General features: G+C 68.1%; 13 protein-coding genes and 1 riboswitch. Of the genes, 11 read left to right on the plus strand and 2 right to left on the minus strand.

The features are described 5' to 3' along the window. Nucleotides 1–25: 25 nt before the first annotated feature. The 3 genes from mltB (at nucleotide 26) to FB548_RS02930 (ending at nucleotide 3,671) form a co-directional block, all read left to right on the plus strand. On the plus strand, nucleotides 26–1,165 hold the full coding sequence (gene mltB / locus FB548_RS02920; protein WP_142123245.1) for a lytic murein transglycosylase B: 1,140 nt from the start codon (nucleotides 26–28) through the stop codon (nucleotides 1,163–1,165). Further along, nucleotides 1,162–2,355 carry a septal ring lytic transglycosylase RlpA family protein gene (locus tag FB548_RS02925; protein ID WP_142123246.1) on the plus strand — a complete coding sequence of 398 codons (1,194 nt, stop codon included), beginning with the start codon at nucleotides 1,162–1,164 and terminating at the stop codon, nucleotides 2,353–2,355. The genes mltB and FB548_RS02925 overlap by 4 nt, the downstream gene beginning before the upstream one ends. A gap of 113 nt (nucleotides 2,356–2,468) precedes the next feature. Then, nucleotides 2,469–3,671, plus strand: coding sequence for a D-alanyl-D-alanine carboxypeptidase family protein (locus tag FB548_RS02930; RefSeq protein ID WP_142123247.1), 1,203 nt, complete (start codon nucleotides 2,469–2,471; stop codon nucleotides 3,669–3,671). 55 nt (nucleotides 3,672–3,726) lie between these two features. On the opposite strand, the gene FB548_RS02935 is transcribed toward FB548_RS02930, so the two are convergent. After that, nucleotides 3,727–4,599: a DMT family transporter gene (locus tag FB548_RS02935; RefSeq protein WP_142123248.1), complete on the minus strand. Its 873-nt coding sequence runs from the start codon at nucleotides 4,597–4,599 to the stop codon at nucleotides 3,727–3,729. 250 nt (nucleotides 4,600–4,849) lie between these two features. Between FB548_RS02935 and FB548_RS02940 the strand changes: the two genes are divergently transcribed. From FB548_RS02940 to FB548_RS02960, 5 genes are all read left to right on the plus strand, one after another. Further along, nucleotides 4,850–5,773: a CsgG/HfaB family protein gene (locus tag FB548_RS02940; RefSeq protein ID WP_255470384.1), complete on the plus strand. Its 924-nt coding sequence runs from the start codon at nucleotides 4,850–4,852 to the stop codon at nucleotides 5,771–5,773. A 101-nt stretch (nucleotides 5,774–5,874) separates the two neighbouring features. Further along, nucleotides 5,875–6,153 (plus strand): DUF493 family protein, encoded by a 279-nt coding sequence (locus FB548_RS02945; RefSeq protein ID WP_142123250.1) that lies wholly within the window; start codon nucleotides 5,875–5,877, stop codon nucleotides 6,151–6,153. After that, nucleotides 6,150–6,809 carry a lipoyl(octanoyl) transferase LipB gene (gene lipB / locus FB548_RS02950; protein WP_255470287.1) on the plus strand — a complete coding sequence of 220 codons (660 nt, stop codon included), beginning with the start codon at nucleotides 6,150–6,152 and terminating at the stop codon, nucleotides 6,807–6,809. Before FB548_RS02945 ends, lipB begins: the two co-directional genes overlap by 4 nt. A 188-nt stretch (nucleotides 6,810–6,997) precedes the next feature. Beyond that, the gene (gene glnE, locus FB548_RS02955; protein ID WP_255470288.1) at nucleotides 6,998–9,808 is read left to right on the plus strand and encodes a bifunctional [glutamate--ammonia ligase]-adenylyl-L-tyrosine phosphorylase/[glutamate--ammonia-ligase] adenylyltransferase; all 2,811 of its coding nucleotides are present in this window, start codon (nucleotides 6,998–7,000) and stop codon (nucleotides 9,806–9,808) included. A 37-nt stretch (nucleotides 9,809–9,845) separates the two neighbouring features. Next, nucleotides 9,846–9,924: riboswitch (ZMP/ZTP riboswitch) on the plus strand. A 20-nt stretch (nucleotides 9,925–9,944) separates the two neighbouring features. Beyond that, a complete protein-coding gene (locus FB548_RS02960) occupies nucleotides 9,945–10,577 on the plus strand; it encodes a LysE family translocator (RefSeq protein ID WP_142123253.1) in 633 nt (210 codons plus the stop codon). Nucleotides 10,578–10,579: 2 nt separating this feature from the next. Here the strand turns inward: FB548_RS02960 and FB548_RS02965 are convergent, their stop codons facing one another. After that, nucleotides 10,580–11,554 carry a mitochondrial fission ELM1 family protein gene (locus FB548_RS02965; protein WP_255470289.1) on the minus strand — a complete coding sequence of 325 codons (975 nt, stop codon included), beginning with the start codon at nucleotides 11,552–11,554 and terminating at the stop codon, nucleotides 10,580–10,582. A gap of 128 nt (nucleotides 11,555–11,682) precedes the next feature. Between FB548_RS02965 and FB548_RS02970 the strand changes: the two genes are divergently transcribed. From FB548_RS02970 to FB548_RS02980, 3 genes are all read left to right on the plus strand, one after another. Continuing rightward, a complete protein-coding gene (locus tag FB548_RS02970) occupies nucleotides 11,683–12,270 on the plus strand; it encodes a malonic semialdehyde reductase (protein WP_142123255.1) in 588 nt (195 codons plus the stop codon). Between the two features lie 25 nt (nucleotides 12,271–12,295). Then, entirely contained in the window at nucleotides 12,296–12,874 is a 579-nt protein-coding gene (locus FB548_RS02975; RefSeq protein ID WP_142123256.1) for a YceI family protein, read from the plus strand. 158 nt (nucleotides 12,875–13,032) lie between these two features. Beyond that, nucleotides 13,033–13,230, plus strand: a complete 198-nt coding sequence (locus FB548_RS02980) for a zinc-finger domain-containing protein (RefSeq protein ID WP_142123257.1) — start codon at nucleotides 13,033–13,035, stop codon at nucleotides 13,228–13,230. The last annotated feature ends 7 nt before the right edge of the window (nucleotides 13,231–13,237 follow it).

A 13,237-nucleotide genomic window follows, 5' to 3' on the forward strand; every position in this document is an offset into this window, starting at 1 on the left:
AAAGTCGCGTGCTACCCTCGCGCCGATGATGCGACACGCACTTTCCTGTCTGCTGGTGCTGGGCCTGGCGTCCTGCGCCACACCGCAACCGCCGCCGCCAGCTGCTTCGGCGACTCCCCCTGCTCCTGCCCCGGCGACCCCGGCCGAGACGTCGGTCGAGCGCGTGGCCGAGGTGCCGCCGGAAGCGCTGAAGCCGGTCGATTTCCCTGCCGCGCGCGCGCAGTTCGTGCAGGACACGGCGGCGAAGTACGGCATCGCCCCGGCCGAGATCGAGGCCACACTGGCCAAGGCGCAGTTCCTCGACAGCGTGGTCGCGGCCATGTCGCGTCCCGCCGAGCGGGTGAAGCCGTGGAGCGAGTACCGCGTCGGCTTCCTTACGCAGGCGCGCATCGATGGCGGCCGCAAGTTCATCGCGGAACACCGCGATGAACTCACCCGCGTCGAGCAGCAATACGGCGTGCCCGCCGAGGTGATCGTCTCGATCATCGGCGTGGAGACCAACTACGGCGGCTTCACGGGTCGCCACAAGGTGCTGGACGCCCTGTACACGCTGGCGTTCCGCTACCCGCGCACGGGCAATCCGGAGCGTGCCGCTTACGAACACCGTCGCGAGCAGTTCTTCCGCGACGAACTGGCGCAGCTGTTCGCGCTGGGTCGCGAGGAGAAGCTCGACATCGCCTCGCTGACCGGCAGCTACGCCGGCGCGATGGGGCTGGGCCAGTTCATGCCGTCCAGCTACCGCGAGTTCGCGGTGGACGGCAACGGCGACGGTCGTCGCGACCTGTTCACCACCTATCCGGACATTTTCGCGTCCATCGCCAACTACTTCCGCAAGAAAGGCGGCGAGCGCGGTGGCTGGGTGCCAGGCGGCGCGGTGGTCGCCCGCGCGCAGCTGCAGGACGGCTTCGCCGAGTTCAATCCGGAAACGTGGACACCCGACTACACGCTGGCGCAGCTCGCCGAGAAGGGCTATCGCCCACTGGAACCGGTGGCGCCCGATGCGACCGCCACGCTGGTACAGCTGGATGGCGCCGACGGCAAGCAGTACTGGCTGGGCTTCCAGAACTACTACGCCATCACCCGTTACAACAATTCGAAGATGTACGCGATGGCGGTGCATCAGCTGTCGCAGGCCATCGCGGGCCGCGAGATCCCGCCGGCATGAAGTGGCTGGCATTGCCCGTGCTGGCAGTGGCCCTGGCCGCATGCGGCACGGCGCCGAAGAAGTCCCCGTCGCCTTCCGCAACCGGCGGTGCGGTCCGGCCCTCGCCAACGGCGCCGTCGCCCACCATCGCCGGCAAGGACTGCTCGCGTTACGCCGCGGCCCAGGAAGACCTGGCCACGCGCGGCGACTACACCGCAGGCGGTCTCTACAAGCCGGGCGTGTCGGATACCACGCCGGACCATGTGCCCGACCTGGACTGCATCCGTGAACCGGTCGTCACCGCCGAGGCGCGCTCGCGCGTAGGCAACAAGTCGCCCTACTCGGTGCTCGGCAAGCAGTACCGGGTGCTCGACCGCGTCGATGGCTACGTGGAGCAGGGCACGGCGTCGTACTACGGCAACAAGTTCCACGGCCGCCGCACCTCCAATCAGGAGGTGTACGACATGTACGCCTACAGCGCGGCGCACAAGTCGCTGCCGCTGCCCAGCTTCGCCCGCGTCACCAACCTGGACAACGGCAAGTCGGTAGTGGTGCGAGTGAACGATCGCGGGCCATTCCACGAAGGCCGCGTGATCGACCTGAGCTATGCCGCTGCCGTGCGCCTGGGCATCACCCAGCGCGGCACCGGGCGCGTCGAAGTGCGCGCGCTGACGCCGGACCGCAGCACGCTTGCCGCCTCGCCCGCAGCCGCAGCCGCAGCCGCAGCCGCAGCCGCAGCCGCACCGTCGCCTTCGGCGATGGACCAGTTGGTCGGTCAATTGCCGAAGGACGCGGCGCGCTACCACGTGCCCGCCAAGCCGGGTGATGCGCCGAGTGCGGCCGGTTTCGAGGCATGGATGAAGGCCAATGGCGTGCGCGTGGCGTCCGGCAAGCCCGGTGTGCCGGTGGCGGCCACGCCGGTGGCTTCGACGCCCGCGGTTCCGCAGACGGCGGCCGTGTCGCCCATGGCGCCCCTCTCGCCAGTCCTGCAACTGCAGGTCGCCAGCTTCTCCAGCCGCGACAATGCCGATCGCGCGCTTGCGCGCCTGATCGCTGCGGGCATCGCCGATGCCCGGCTCAGCGACGTGCCCGGTGCGGAACGCCCGCTGTGGCGGCTGCGTGTGGGCGCGACGGACGCCGCCTCGGCGGAGGCGCTGGCGGGCCGCATCGCCGGCCTGGGCTTCGGTCGTCCGCAGATCGTCCGCGACTAGGCCCGACACCGTCCGCCGTTTTTTTCGCCTTTCCAACCCGTGCCACGGCCGGCCTCCCTACAATATTCGTCTTGAACCGTCAGGCCCAGGGCCTTGCCAGGAGTTTTTCGCCGATGAAGTTCCGTTTCGTTCTCGCCGCGCTCGCGACCACCGCCATGGGCCTGGCCATCGCCCAGACCCCGGCGCCGACTCCGCAACCCGCCGCCGCACCGACGTCCGCCGCCGTGGCCATCCCGCCTGCGCCCACGCCCACCGCTACTGCCTGGGTGCTGATGGACTACATCACCGGCCAGGTATTGGCGGGCGAGAACTACAACGAGCGCGTCGAACCGGCCAGCATCACCAAGGTCATGACCTCGTACGTGCTGGCGGCCGAACAGAAGAACGGCAAGATCAAACCCACCGACCAGGTGATGATGAGCGAGCGCGCGTGGCGCGAGGGTGGCGCCGGCACCGATGGCAGTTACAGCGGATTCGCCGTCAACAAGACCGCATCGTTGCTGGACATGGAGACCGGCATGGCCGTCCAGTCCGGCAACGACGCCGCCATCGCGCTGGCCGAACATGCCGCCGGCAGCCAGGAAGCCTTCGCGGCGCTGATGAACAACTACGCCGCGCAGATCGGCATGAAGGGTTCGCATTTCGCCAACGCGCATGGTCTGTCGGCACCGGAGCACTACTCCACTGCCTACGACCTGGCCCTTCTGGGGCGCGCGATGATCCGCGAACATCCCGAGCAGTACGCCTTCAACAAGATCAAGGAATTCACGGTCGGCGCCATCACCCAGCCGAACCGCAACCTGCTGTTGTGGCGCGACCCCAGCGTCGACGGCATCAAGACGGGCCACCATTCCGCGGCAGGCTACTGCCTGATGAGTTCGGCCAAGCGCGGCGACCAGCGCCTGATCGCCGTGGTGATGGGGTCCACGTCCGAGAAGCAGCGCGCCGACGACAGCCTGGCGCTGCTGAACTGGGGCTTCCGCTTCTACGAGACGCACCGCCTGTACGAGCCTGGCAAGGCCATCGCCACCCAGCGCGTGTGGAAGGGCAAGACCAAGGACGTGCAGCTGGGTGTCGCGCAGCCGATGCTGGTCAGCGTCCCGCGTGGCCGCTACGAGGACCTGAAGCCGACCATGGACGTGCCGAAGACGCTGGTCGCGCCGATCACCGCAGGCCAGGCCATCGGCACAGTGAAGGTCACGCTGGACGGCAAGGTGGTGGCCGAATCGCCGCTGGTGGCGATCACCGCCATCGAGGAGGCCGGCTTCTTCAAACGCCTGTGGGACGCATTCTGGATGTGGTGGGAGTCGGAGTGATCCGCCCCGCTCCATGATGAAGAAGCCGGCGAAAGCCGGCTTCTTCATTTCCCTCTCAGCGCATGCCCGCGGCAATCAAGCCGATCGCCAGGATCGCCAGAGGGATGGCCAGCAGATTGAGCCGGCTCAGACGTTCGCCGAAACCGAACACGCCCACCAGCGTGCCCAGCAGCACCACGCCGATGTTCATCATCGAGAAGACCACCGCCGGATTCTCCGGCAGTGCGCGGTGGGCCTTCACGTAGAACAGGATGTTGGCGAAGTTCAGCGTGCCCAGCAGCAGGCCGCTGGCAAGCGCGGCGCCGGTCAACGCGATCCGCGCACGCCAGGCACGCAGCATCTGTACGACCAGCATCACCACGAAGGCCGAGACGAAGGCGACCTGCAATGACGCGGCGAACGGCGTGCCTGCCGCGGACAGTCGCTTCAGCAGCACGTCGACGCTCGCATAGCCCACCAGCACGAGCAGCGGCAGCGCCCAGCCGGTCCAGTCCGCGCCCGGATCGCGGGCCGGCCCGGATCGCGGGCGCAGCACCAGCATGACGATGGCCACCACGCCGAGGATCAGGCCGATAATCCTCAGGCTGTCCACGCGTTCGCCGAACCACAGGAACGCCGCCAGCAGCGACAGCACCAGCGACATCCGTTGCGCCACGTCGGTGCGCACGATGCCCGCTGCCCGCACGGACGCTGACAGCGCCAGGAAGATGCCGGGCAGCAACAAGGCCAGCAGGGCCAGCTCCACGTGCGGCGCGTCGGCGCGCGACAGGGCTGCCAGCGGCGGGTCCAGCAGTGCGAGGCACAGCAACGACGCGGCCAGGTAGTTCCAGGTGATGCCCTGGGCGATATCGATGCCGCGCCGCTGCATCAGCTTGAGCAGCACCGAGACCAGGACGCTGCAGACGACGCTGATGAGCAGGTAGGACACGGCTGGACTCACGGGAGGGGAGCGGATTATCGCGCAAGGCGCGGGTAGGCCATCACGCCGCTCTGCTGGCCGGAGCCAGTCACATTTATCGTGCCTAGCGGGGTATACGGCTGCCATGGCCTATCATCGAGGCCGGGGACGTCGGCACATGTGCCGTGCCCCCGCATTGATGGAATGCCCCACATGGGCGACAACCTTTCAAGGAGATATACAAGTGAACAGGGGAATGAACAACACGCTCCGCATCGCAATGGGCATGCTGGCGATCGCCGCCACGCTGCCTGCCTTCGCGCAGCGGCAGAGCGCGCAGGACCAGCGCAAGCAGCAGATGGCCGAGATCCCGACCTGCAGCAAGCCGCTGGGTTCGATCTCGGTGATCGAACCGGAGGACGGCGTGAACTGGTGGAGCGGTCAGCAGCTGCCGGCGCCATCGAAACTGATCAAGGTCTTCGTCAACAAGTCGCGCTGCTTCACCCTCGTCGATCGCGGCGTGGGCATGGGCGCGGCGATGGCCGAGCGCGACCTGGCGGCCAGCGGCGAGTTGCGCAACCGCTCCAACATCGGCAAGGGCCAGATCCGCGCCGCCGACTACGTGCTGGTGCCGGACCTGATCTCGCAGAACAGCAATGCGGGTGGCAATGCGATCAGCGGCCTGCTCGGGGGCCTGGTGGGCGGCAATCTCGGCCGCGCCGTCGGTGGGCTGGATTTCAAGAAGAAGACCGCCGACGTGGTGCTGACGGTCACCGACGTGCGTTCGTCCGAGCAGGTCGCCATGGCCGAGGGCAGCGCGAAGAAGACCGACATCGGCTGGGGTGCCGGTGGCAGCCTGTTCACGGGCAGCCACTGGGGCGGAGGCGGCGCCAGCGGCTACGCCAACACCGAGATCGGCCAGGTCATCACGCTGGCCTACCTGCAGGCGTACACCAACCTGGTGACCGAGCTGGGCGGCCTGTCCGGCAACGCGTCCGCGTCCAACGCCCAGCAGGCGGTGGAAATGACCAAGCCGGGTCGCCTGTTCGCCAATCCCAAGGGCACCGGCAAGGCGGTGCGCGACCTCGACCCCGGCATGCTGCTGTATCCCACCGGCAACAAGGACGGGATGATGTGGGAAGTCGAGGACGAGCTGGGCAACAAGGGGTGGGTGTCGTCCAGCCTGGTGCAGCTGGCGCGCTGAACCAGCCGCCGCATGCATACGAAGGGCCGCGAAAGCGGCCCTTCTTCGTTCCGGGAGGCCCCCGGCTTGGCTTTCACGCCCGGCATCCCAATAATTCCCGCATGGAAATCAAATCCGACAACCCCGATCACGGCTTCCAGTTCCCCGGCACCTTCGAGCTCAGCGCGATGGGCACGGCCGGCACCGGACTGGAATCCGAATTGCCGCGCCTGCTGGAATCGGCCGGTGTGGAAGTCCTGCACGAAGACATCAACTGGAAGCACTCCAGCAACGGCAAGTACGTCTCGGTGCGCATCCGCTTCCGCGCCGATGACCGCGCGCAGTACGACGCCGCGCACAATGCGTTGCGCGAGCATCCCGAAGTGAAGTGGACGCTGTGACCGCACCCTGCGTCGTTCGCGAACTGGGCCGCCAGCCATACGAACCGGTGTGGCGTGCCATGCAGCGGTTCACCGACGCGCGCACCGAGGCCACTGGCGACGAGCTGTGGCTGGTCGAACACGATCCGGTGTTCACCCTCGGCCAGGCCGGCAAGGACGAACACGTGCTGGCGCCGGGCAACATCCCGGTGATCCATGTCGATCGTGGCGGGCAGGTGACCTACCACGGCCCCGGGCAGATCGTCGCGTATCCGCTGTTCGACCTGAAGCGGTTGAAAGTCGGCGTGCGCGACTACGTCTGCAAGATCGAGCAGGCGATGATCGACACGCTGGCCGAATGGAACATCCAAGCCGAACGCAAGGATGGCGCCCCCGGCGTGTACGTGGCCGGTGCCAAGATCGGCGCGCTCGGCATCCGCGTGCGGCGCGGCTGCACGTTCCATGGCCTGGCGTTCAACATCGCGATGGACCTGGAGCCGTTCCACCGCATCAATCCCTGCGGCTACCAGGGCCTGCAGGTGGTTTCGCTTGCCGACCTCGGCGGTCCAACCGGCATGGACCAGGTGAAGCCGGTATTGCTGAAGCACATGGCGGACCAGTTCGGCCTGTCGCTGCAGCACGAAGCGGCGTTGCCAGACCTGTCGCAGGCGGCGTAATCCGCTTGTTGTAGGAGCGACGTCAGTCGCGACCGCACGGCCGGCCTGCCAGCGAACGTGGAGGGAGTGCAAAAGCATGCCCCCTGACATGAAGCTTCCTGACCAGGGTTCAACCCCGCGTCGTGGTCCGCGGTCGCGACTCACGTCGCTCCTACAACAGTCGTTGGCCCATGCCACAATCGGCCGGCATGAACGACGCGACCCTCTCCCTCGACACCGAGCTTGATGCACTGACGGAACGCGGCTTGGCGCGCTTGCGCAGCGCGTCGCCGGACCTGGATGCCTTGCTCGGCGGTGCGCGCAATGTCGATCGTGTGTCGCGCGTGATCGCGACCAGCGACTTCTCCCTGGAAACATTGCGCCGACAGCCCGACCTGTTGGCCGCCTTGCTGCACGACGATTGCGCTGCGCCCTGGCCGTTGCCCACGCTGACGACCGACAACACCGCGCAATGGCCCGAGTTGCTGCGTCGCTACCGCACCGCCGAATCCACGCGTCTGGTGTGGCGCGATGTGCATGGCCTCGACACGGTGGACGACACGCTCGCGGGCACCACGCGATTGGCCGAAGTCTGCCTGCAGACCGCGCTGGACGCGTTGGAAGCGGAGTTCGCGCAGCGCCATGGCGTTGTGCGCGCGCCCGACGGCAGCGTGCAGCGGCTGGTCGTGTTCGGGCTGGGCAAGCTGGGCGGTGGCGAACTGAACTTCTCGTCGGACATCGACCTGGTCTACGCGTACCCGCAAGGCGGGGAGTCCGATGGCGCACGACCGCTCGCGGCCGAGGACTACTTCATGCGGCTGGGCCAGCGGTTGGCGAAGCTGCTGGACGAGCCTACCGTCGACGGCTTCTGCCATCGCGTCGACCTGCGCCTGCGGCCTTTCGGCAACGCCGGTCGCCTTGCGCTGTCGTTCGCCGGCATGGACCAGTACTTCCAGCGCGAAGGCCGCGACTGGGAACGCTACGCGTGGCTGAAGGCGCGCGCGGTGGCAGGCGATATCGTGGAAGGTGAGCGCTGGCTGGAGTCGTTGCGACCATTCGTCTATCGCCGCTATCTCGACTACACGGCGCTCGATGGCCTGCGTGAGATGAAGGCGGCGATCGCCGCCGAAGTCGCGCGCCGCGAGCTGGCTGACGACATCAAGCGCGGGCCCGGCGGCATCCGCGAGATCGAGTTCCTGGTGCAGGCCTTGCAACTGATCCGCGGTGGGCGCGAAGCCGCGCTGCGCGAGCGGAGGCTGCGCATGGCCTTGCCCGCGCTGGTCGCCACGCGGCAGATGTCCGAAGAGGAGGGCGATGCGCTGGCGCAGGCCTACCGTTTCCTGCGCCGGCTGGAGAATCGCCTGCAGATGTTGCGCGATGCGCAGACGCATGCACTGCCGGAGGACGCGATAGACCGCCATCGCATCGCGCGTGGTCTGGACTATCCCGACTGGGATGCATTGCGCGCCGCGCTGGACCTTCAGCGTGCGCGTGTGTCGGCCGAGTTCGCCGAACTGCTCGCACCGCGCCAGCGCGATGCCGCGCCGGATGCGCTGGCGCTGTACTGGCGGGCGCTGCCCGATGGGGGCGATGTCGAGGTGCTGGCGGCATCCGGATTCGCCGACGCGGGTAGCGCCGACGGTGCGCTGCGCGAATTCGCCCAGTTCAGTGGTGTGCGTGCGCTGTCCGATGGTTCGCGTGCGCGGCTTGACCGGGTGCTGCCTGCCTTGCTCGACGCCTGCGCACGCTCGTCGCAACCGGATGCGGCATTGCGGCGCGTGTTGTCGCTGTTGCAAGCGATCCTGCGCCGCGCCAGCTATCTCGCGCTGCTCGACGAACAGCCCAGCGCACTGGCGCGGTTGGTCAACGTGCTGGCGCGCAGTGCGCTGCTGTCCGAGCGGCTGGCGCAGTACCCCCTGCTGCTCGACGAACTGCTCGACACCCGCGTCTCCGGCCCGATGCCCGATCGCGACGAACTGCGCATGGAATGCGAAGCGGCGCTGGTTGAGGACGACCCGGAAACCTGCCTGCGCGTAGTGAACGAGCGCAGACTCGCGCTGAGTTTCCGCGTTGCGCTGGCCGCGCTCGACGGTCGCCAGGCCGCGCGCGACAGCGTGCGACAGTTGGCATGGCTGGCCGACGAGGTCGTCCGGGTCGTCGTTCAGGTCGCCACGCGCGATGTCGGGTCGGCACATGGCGTTGTCGCAGGCGGCCGGTTCGCGGTGATCGGTTACGGCAGCCTGGGTGGCGAGGAACTCGGTTTCGGTTCGGACCTGGACCTGGTGTTCCTGTTCGATGCGCCCGCCGATGCCGAATCCGATGGCGCGCGCGCGCTGGAAGCAGGTCGCTGGTATGCGCGGCTGGCGCAGAAAATCGTCGCGCTGCTCGGCGCGGTAACCGCGGCGGGCCGGCTTTACGACGTGGACGTACGCCTCCGCCCTGATGGCGCCAAGGGTCTGCTGGTCTCGTCGCTGGCCAGCTTCACCGAATACCAGCGCGAGCGCGCCTGGACCTGGGAGCATCAGGCCCTGGTGCGTGCCCGGGGCGTTGCCGGTGATGCCAGCCTGCTGGAGGCGTTCGAACGTATCCGTGCGCAAACGCTGTCCTCTCGGCGCGATGCCGAGAAACTCCGGGACGATGTGATCCACATGCGTGCACGCATGCGCGGCGAACTGGACCGCAGCGACGCCGCGCGCTTCGACCTGAAGCAGGGCGCGGGCGGGCTGGTGGATATGGAATTCCTGCTGCAGTACCTGGTGCTGCGCGACTCCGCCACGCACCCGGCGTTGCTCGCACCGCGCGACAGCAGCGGATTGATCGTCGCGATGGCGGAGGCCGGCGTGCTGCCGCGCGACGAAGCCGAGGCACTCTGCCAGGTGCATGCCACCTTCGTGGCCGAAGGACTGGCCTGCACTCTGGACCGACGGCCGCGACTGGTGACCGAGAATGCCGCGCTGGCGACCGCCCGCGCGCTCGTCGTACGCACGGCAGAGGCGCATGGACTGGTGTTCGCCCCGTGAGGGGCGCTTGCCAGTCGCGCGCGTCCGCCGCTAACCTGCACCACCGCGTGACTGGCGCCTGGAGGGAGCACCCTCGGGAAGCGCGGGCATCGCCGCCGCGCGCCTGGGCATCCTTTCCTCCATCAGGAGATGCTCCGTGCCCGCCACTTCCCCGCTACTCGCATTCGCACTGATTGCGCTAGGCATGGTCCTGACACCGGGGCCGAACATGATCTATCTGGTGTCGCGCTCGATCAGCCAGGGCACGCGTGCCGGACTGATATCGCTGGGCGGTGTTGCCGCCGGATTCGTGGTCTACATGCTGTGCGCCGCCTTCGGCATCACAGCGCTGCTGATGACGGTGCCCTATGCGTACGACGCGCTGCGCATCACCGGCGCAGCCTATCTGCTCTACCTGGCCTGGCAGGCAGTGCGACCCGGTGGCCGTTCGCCACTGCAGGTGCGCGAACTGCCGGCCGATGGCCCACGCAAGCTGTTCCTGATGGGACTGCTTACCAATCTGCTGAACCCCAAGATCGCCGTGCTCTACCTGTCGCTGCTGCCGCAGTTCATCGACCCTGTGCGCGGTGACGTGCTGGCGCAATCGCTCGCGCTGGGTTCGGTGCAGATCCTCGTCAGCCTGGGCGTCAATGCGCTGATCGCGGTATTCGCGGGCAGTGTTGCCGCCTTCCTGGCGCAGCGGCCGTTCTGGGCCACGGCCCAGCGCTGGCTGATGGGCACGGTGCTGGCGGCGCTGGCGGTGCGGATGGCGACGGAAGCGCGCCGTTGACGTCAGGACGCGAGGCGGTCGCGGAGTGCCGCGGCCACGCGCGCTGTTTCCCGCAGCGGTTCGACATCGAAGTCCTGCATTGCGCTGTCCATCACGCGGATGCGCCCGCGCTGCAACAGGGCGTCCAGGAACCGGCGCGGCCGGCCACTCACGCGGTGGGGATCGAAGACGTGCACGGGCACCCTGGTCGCACACGCTTCGGACAGCATGTTGACCGAGTCCGGCGTGCAGACGATGCGGTCGGCCCAGGCGAGCAGGCCGGGGTAGGGGTTCGGGCCGTCGTGTTCGCCGCACCAGACAATGCCGGGCGTGGCTGCGTAGCGTTGGCGCACCGCGTCGATCACCTGGTGCGGTGTGCGCCGCGAGGTGGTCACCAGCACGCTGCCGCCCTCGCGCGCCAGCACCGCGTCCAGGTCCGCCGCCAACGCCAGGAAGGCCGCAGGGTCGAAGCGCGCATGCGCGCTGTCGCCGCCCAGCAATACGGCGGTGCGCGGCGACGGCAGCTGGGCGAAGGTCGCGAACTGCAGGCGCGCGTTCGCCAGCCAAGCGTCGTCGACCGGGTTCAGGCTGCCTGTCAGGGTGATGACGTTGCGGCCACGCAGGCCGTCATGCGCCGGCGCGATGACCACGTCCCAGTGCATGGGGTCGATGCGAGGGGCCAGGATCTGCACCGCCTTGCTGCCGCGCCCGCGTAGCAGCCGCGTCGCCAGCGCAGCCTGCCGGCCACAGCCGACGGCCAGCGGAGGGGGCGTGCGCAGGGCAGCGGCGAAAGCGCTTCCGAAGGCCTGCGCGGATCCGGGCCAGAGGCGAGGGGCCGCCCAGCGCCACGGCGCACGCGGTTGCAGCACCCACTCGCGCGCTTCACCGGCGTCCAGCTCATTCATCAGCGCCCGGGCCTGCCGCACATTGCCGGCGTGGCCATCGGTCAGGGTCCAGGGGCGCGCCGAATCGGTCGTGGGAGGGCTTGTTCGTTCCACTGGTTAAAACAATCCGTTCCGGGTCGGTTGGATGTTGCCATAGTCAGGACACCCTACACTGCCCGTCCGATCCGCCGGCCCAGGCCGGCCGCTGCGGATGCTGCTTCCCTCTTCGCGACAGGTATGCCATGCCCCACGTTCTCGACGCCACTTCGCTCGACCAGTTGTTCCGCACCGCCCGCACCTACAACGCGTTCAGCGGTGACGTCAGCGACGACACGCTGCGCCAGCTTTACGACCTGCTGAAGTTCGGTCCCACCCAGGCCAACACCACGCCGGCACGCTTCGTGTTCGTGAAGTCGGCCGAAGCCAAGGCCAAGCTGGGCCCGGCGCTGGATGAGGGCAACTACGCCAAGACCATGGCCGCACCGGTGACCGTCATCATCGGCCGCGACGAAGACTTCCACGAGAAGCTGCCGTTCCTGTTCCCGCATACCGATGCCAAGGCCTGGTTCGACGGCCCGCGCGAGAATCGCTTCAAGCCCGCGCTGCGCAACGCCAGCCTGCAGGCGGGCTACCTGATCGTCGCCGCGCGCGCCCTCGGCCTGGATGCTGGTCCGATGACCGGCTTCAACGCCGCGAAGGTCGACGAGGCCTTCTTCGCCGGCACCGCGATCAAGTCCGACATCCTGGTCAACCTGGGCCATGGCGACCCGGCCAGCATTTTCCCGCGTTCCCCGCGCCTGGGCTTCGACGAAGCCGCGCGCATCCTCTGACACCCCACCACCCCGGAGATATCCCATGCGCAAGACCCTGCTCGTTGCCGCCCTGCTCGCCTTCGCCGGCTCCGCCTTCGCCGCGCCGGTCACTTACAAGATCGACCCCGGCCACACCAACGTGCTGGCGACCTGGAGCCATTTCGGTTTCTCCAACCCGAGCGCCAACTTCGGCCAAGCCGACGGCACCCTGGTGTACGACGCCGACAAGGTCTCCGCGTCCAGCGTCCAGGTCACCCTGCCGCTGAGCGGCCTGAGCGCGCTGGCCGACCAGTTCTACGAGCACCTGACCAGCGACAAGTGGTTCGACGCCGCCAAGTACCCGTCCGCCACCTTCAAGAGCACCCAGGTGGAAGCGGCCGGCGAAGGCAAGCTCAAGGTCACCGGTGACCTGACCATCAAGGGCATCACCAAGCCGGTGGTGCTGGACGTGACCCTCAACAAGGCGGGCGAGCACCCGATGAAGAAAGTGCCGGCGATCGGCTTCGATGCCACCGCCACCGTGAAGCGCAGCGACTTCGGCGTGGGCGCATACGCCCCGATGGTCAGCGACGAAGTGACGCTGAAGATCACCACCGAAGCCACGGCCGACGCCAAGAAGTAAACACGCCTTCCCCGGCGTCCGCGCGCCGGCCGGATGCTGCCGGAAACGCCGCCCCGCTCGCGCCGGGCGGCGTTTTCCGTCAGGGGAACCCCTTCCTTGGGCCGTCACGGTACCGGCTGGTAGACTGGCCGCCTCGTTCCAGCACGTCCCGCACCGCCATGACCCACACCGCCACCGCGCCCGCCAACGCCGAGAAGCGCTACACCGTCTCGCGCGCCGACCTGCCGCTGAGCTGCCCGCTGCCGTCGATGGCGCTGTGGAATTCGCATCCGCGCGTCTACCTGCCCATCGAAGACGCGCCGGGTGGGGATGTGCAGTGCCCGTACTGTGGTTCGCATTTCGTCCTGGCCGACTGATCGCCTG

Origin of the sequence: Pseudoxanthomonas sp. 3HH-4 (assembly GCF_006716465.1) — a bacterium.
Taxonomy (GTDB): domain Bacteria; phylum Pseudomonadota; class Gammaproteobacteria; order Xanthomonadales; family Xanthomonadaceae; genus Pseudoxanthomonas_A.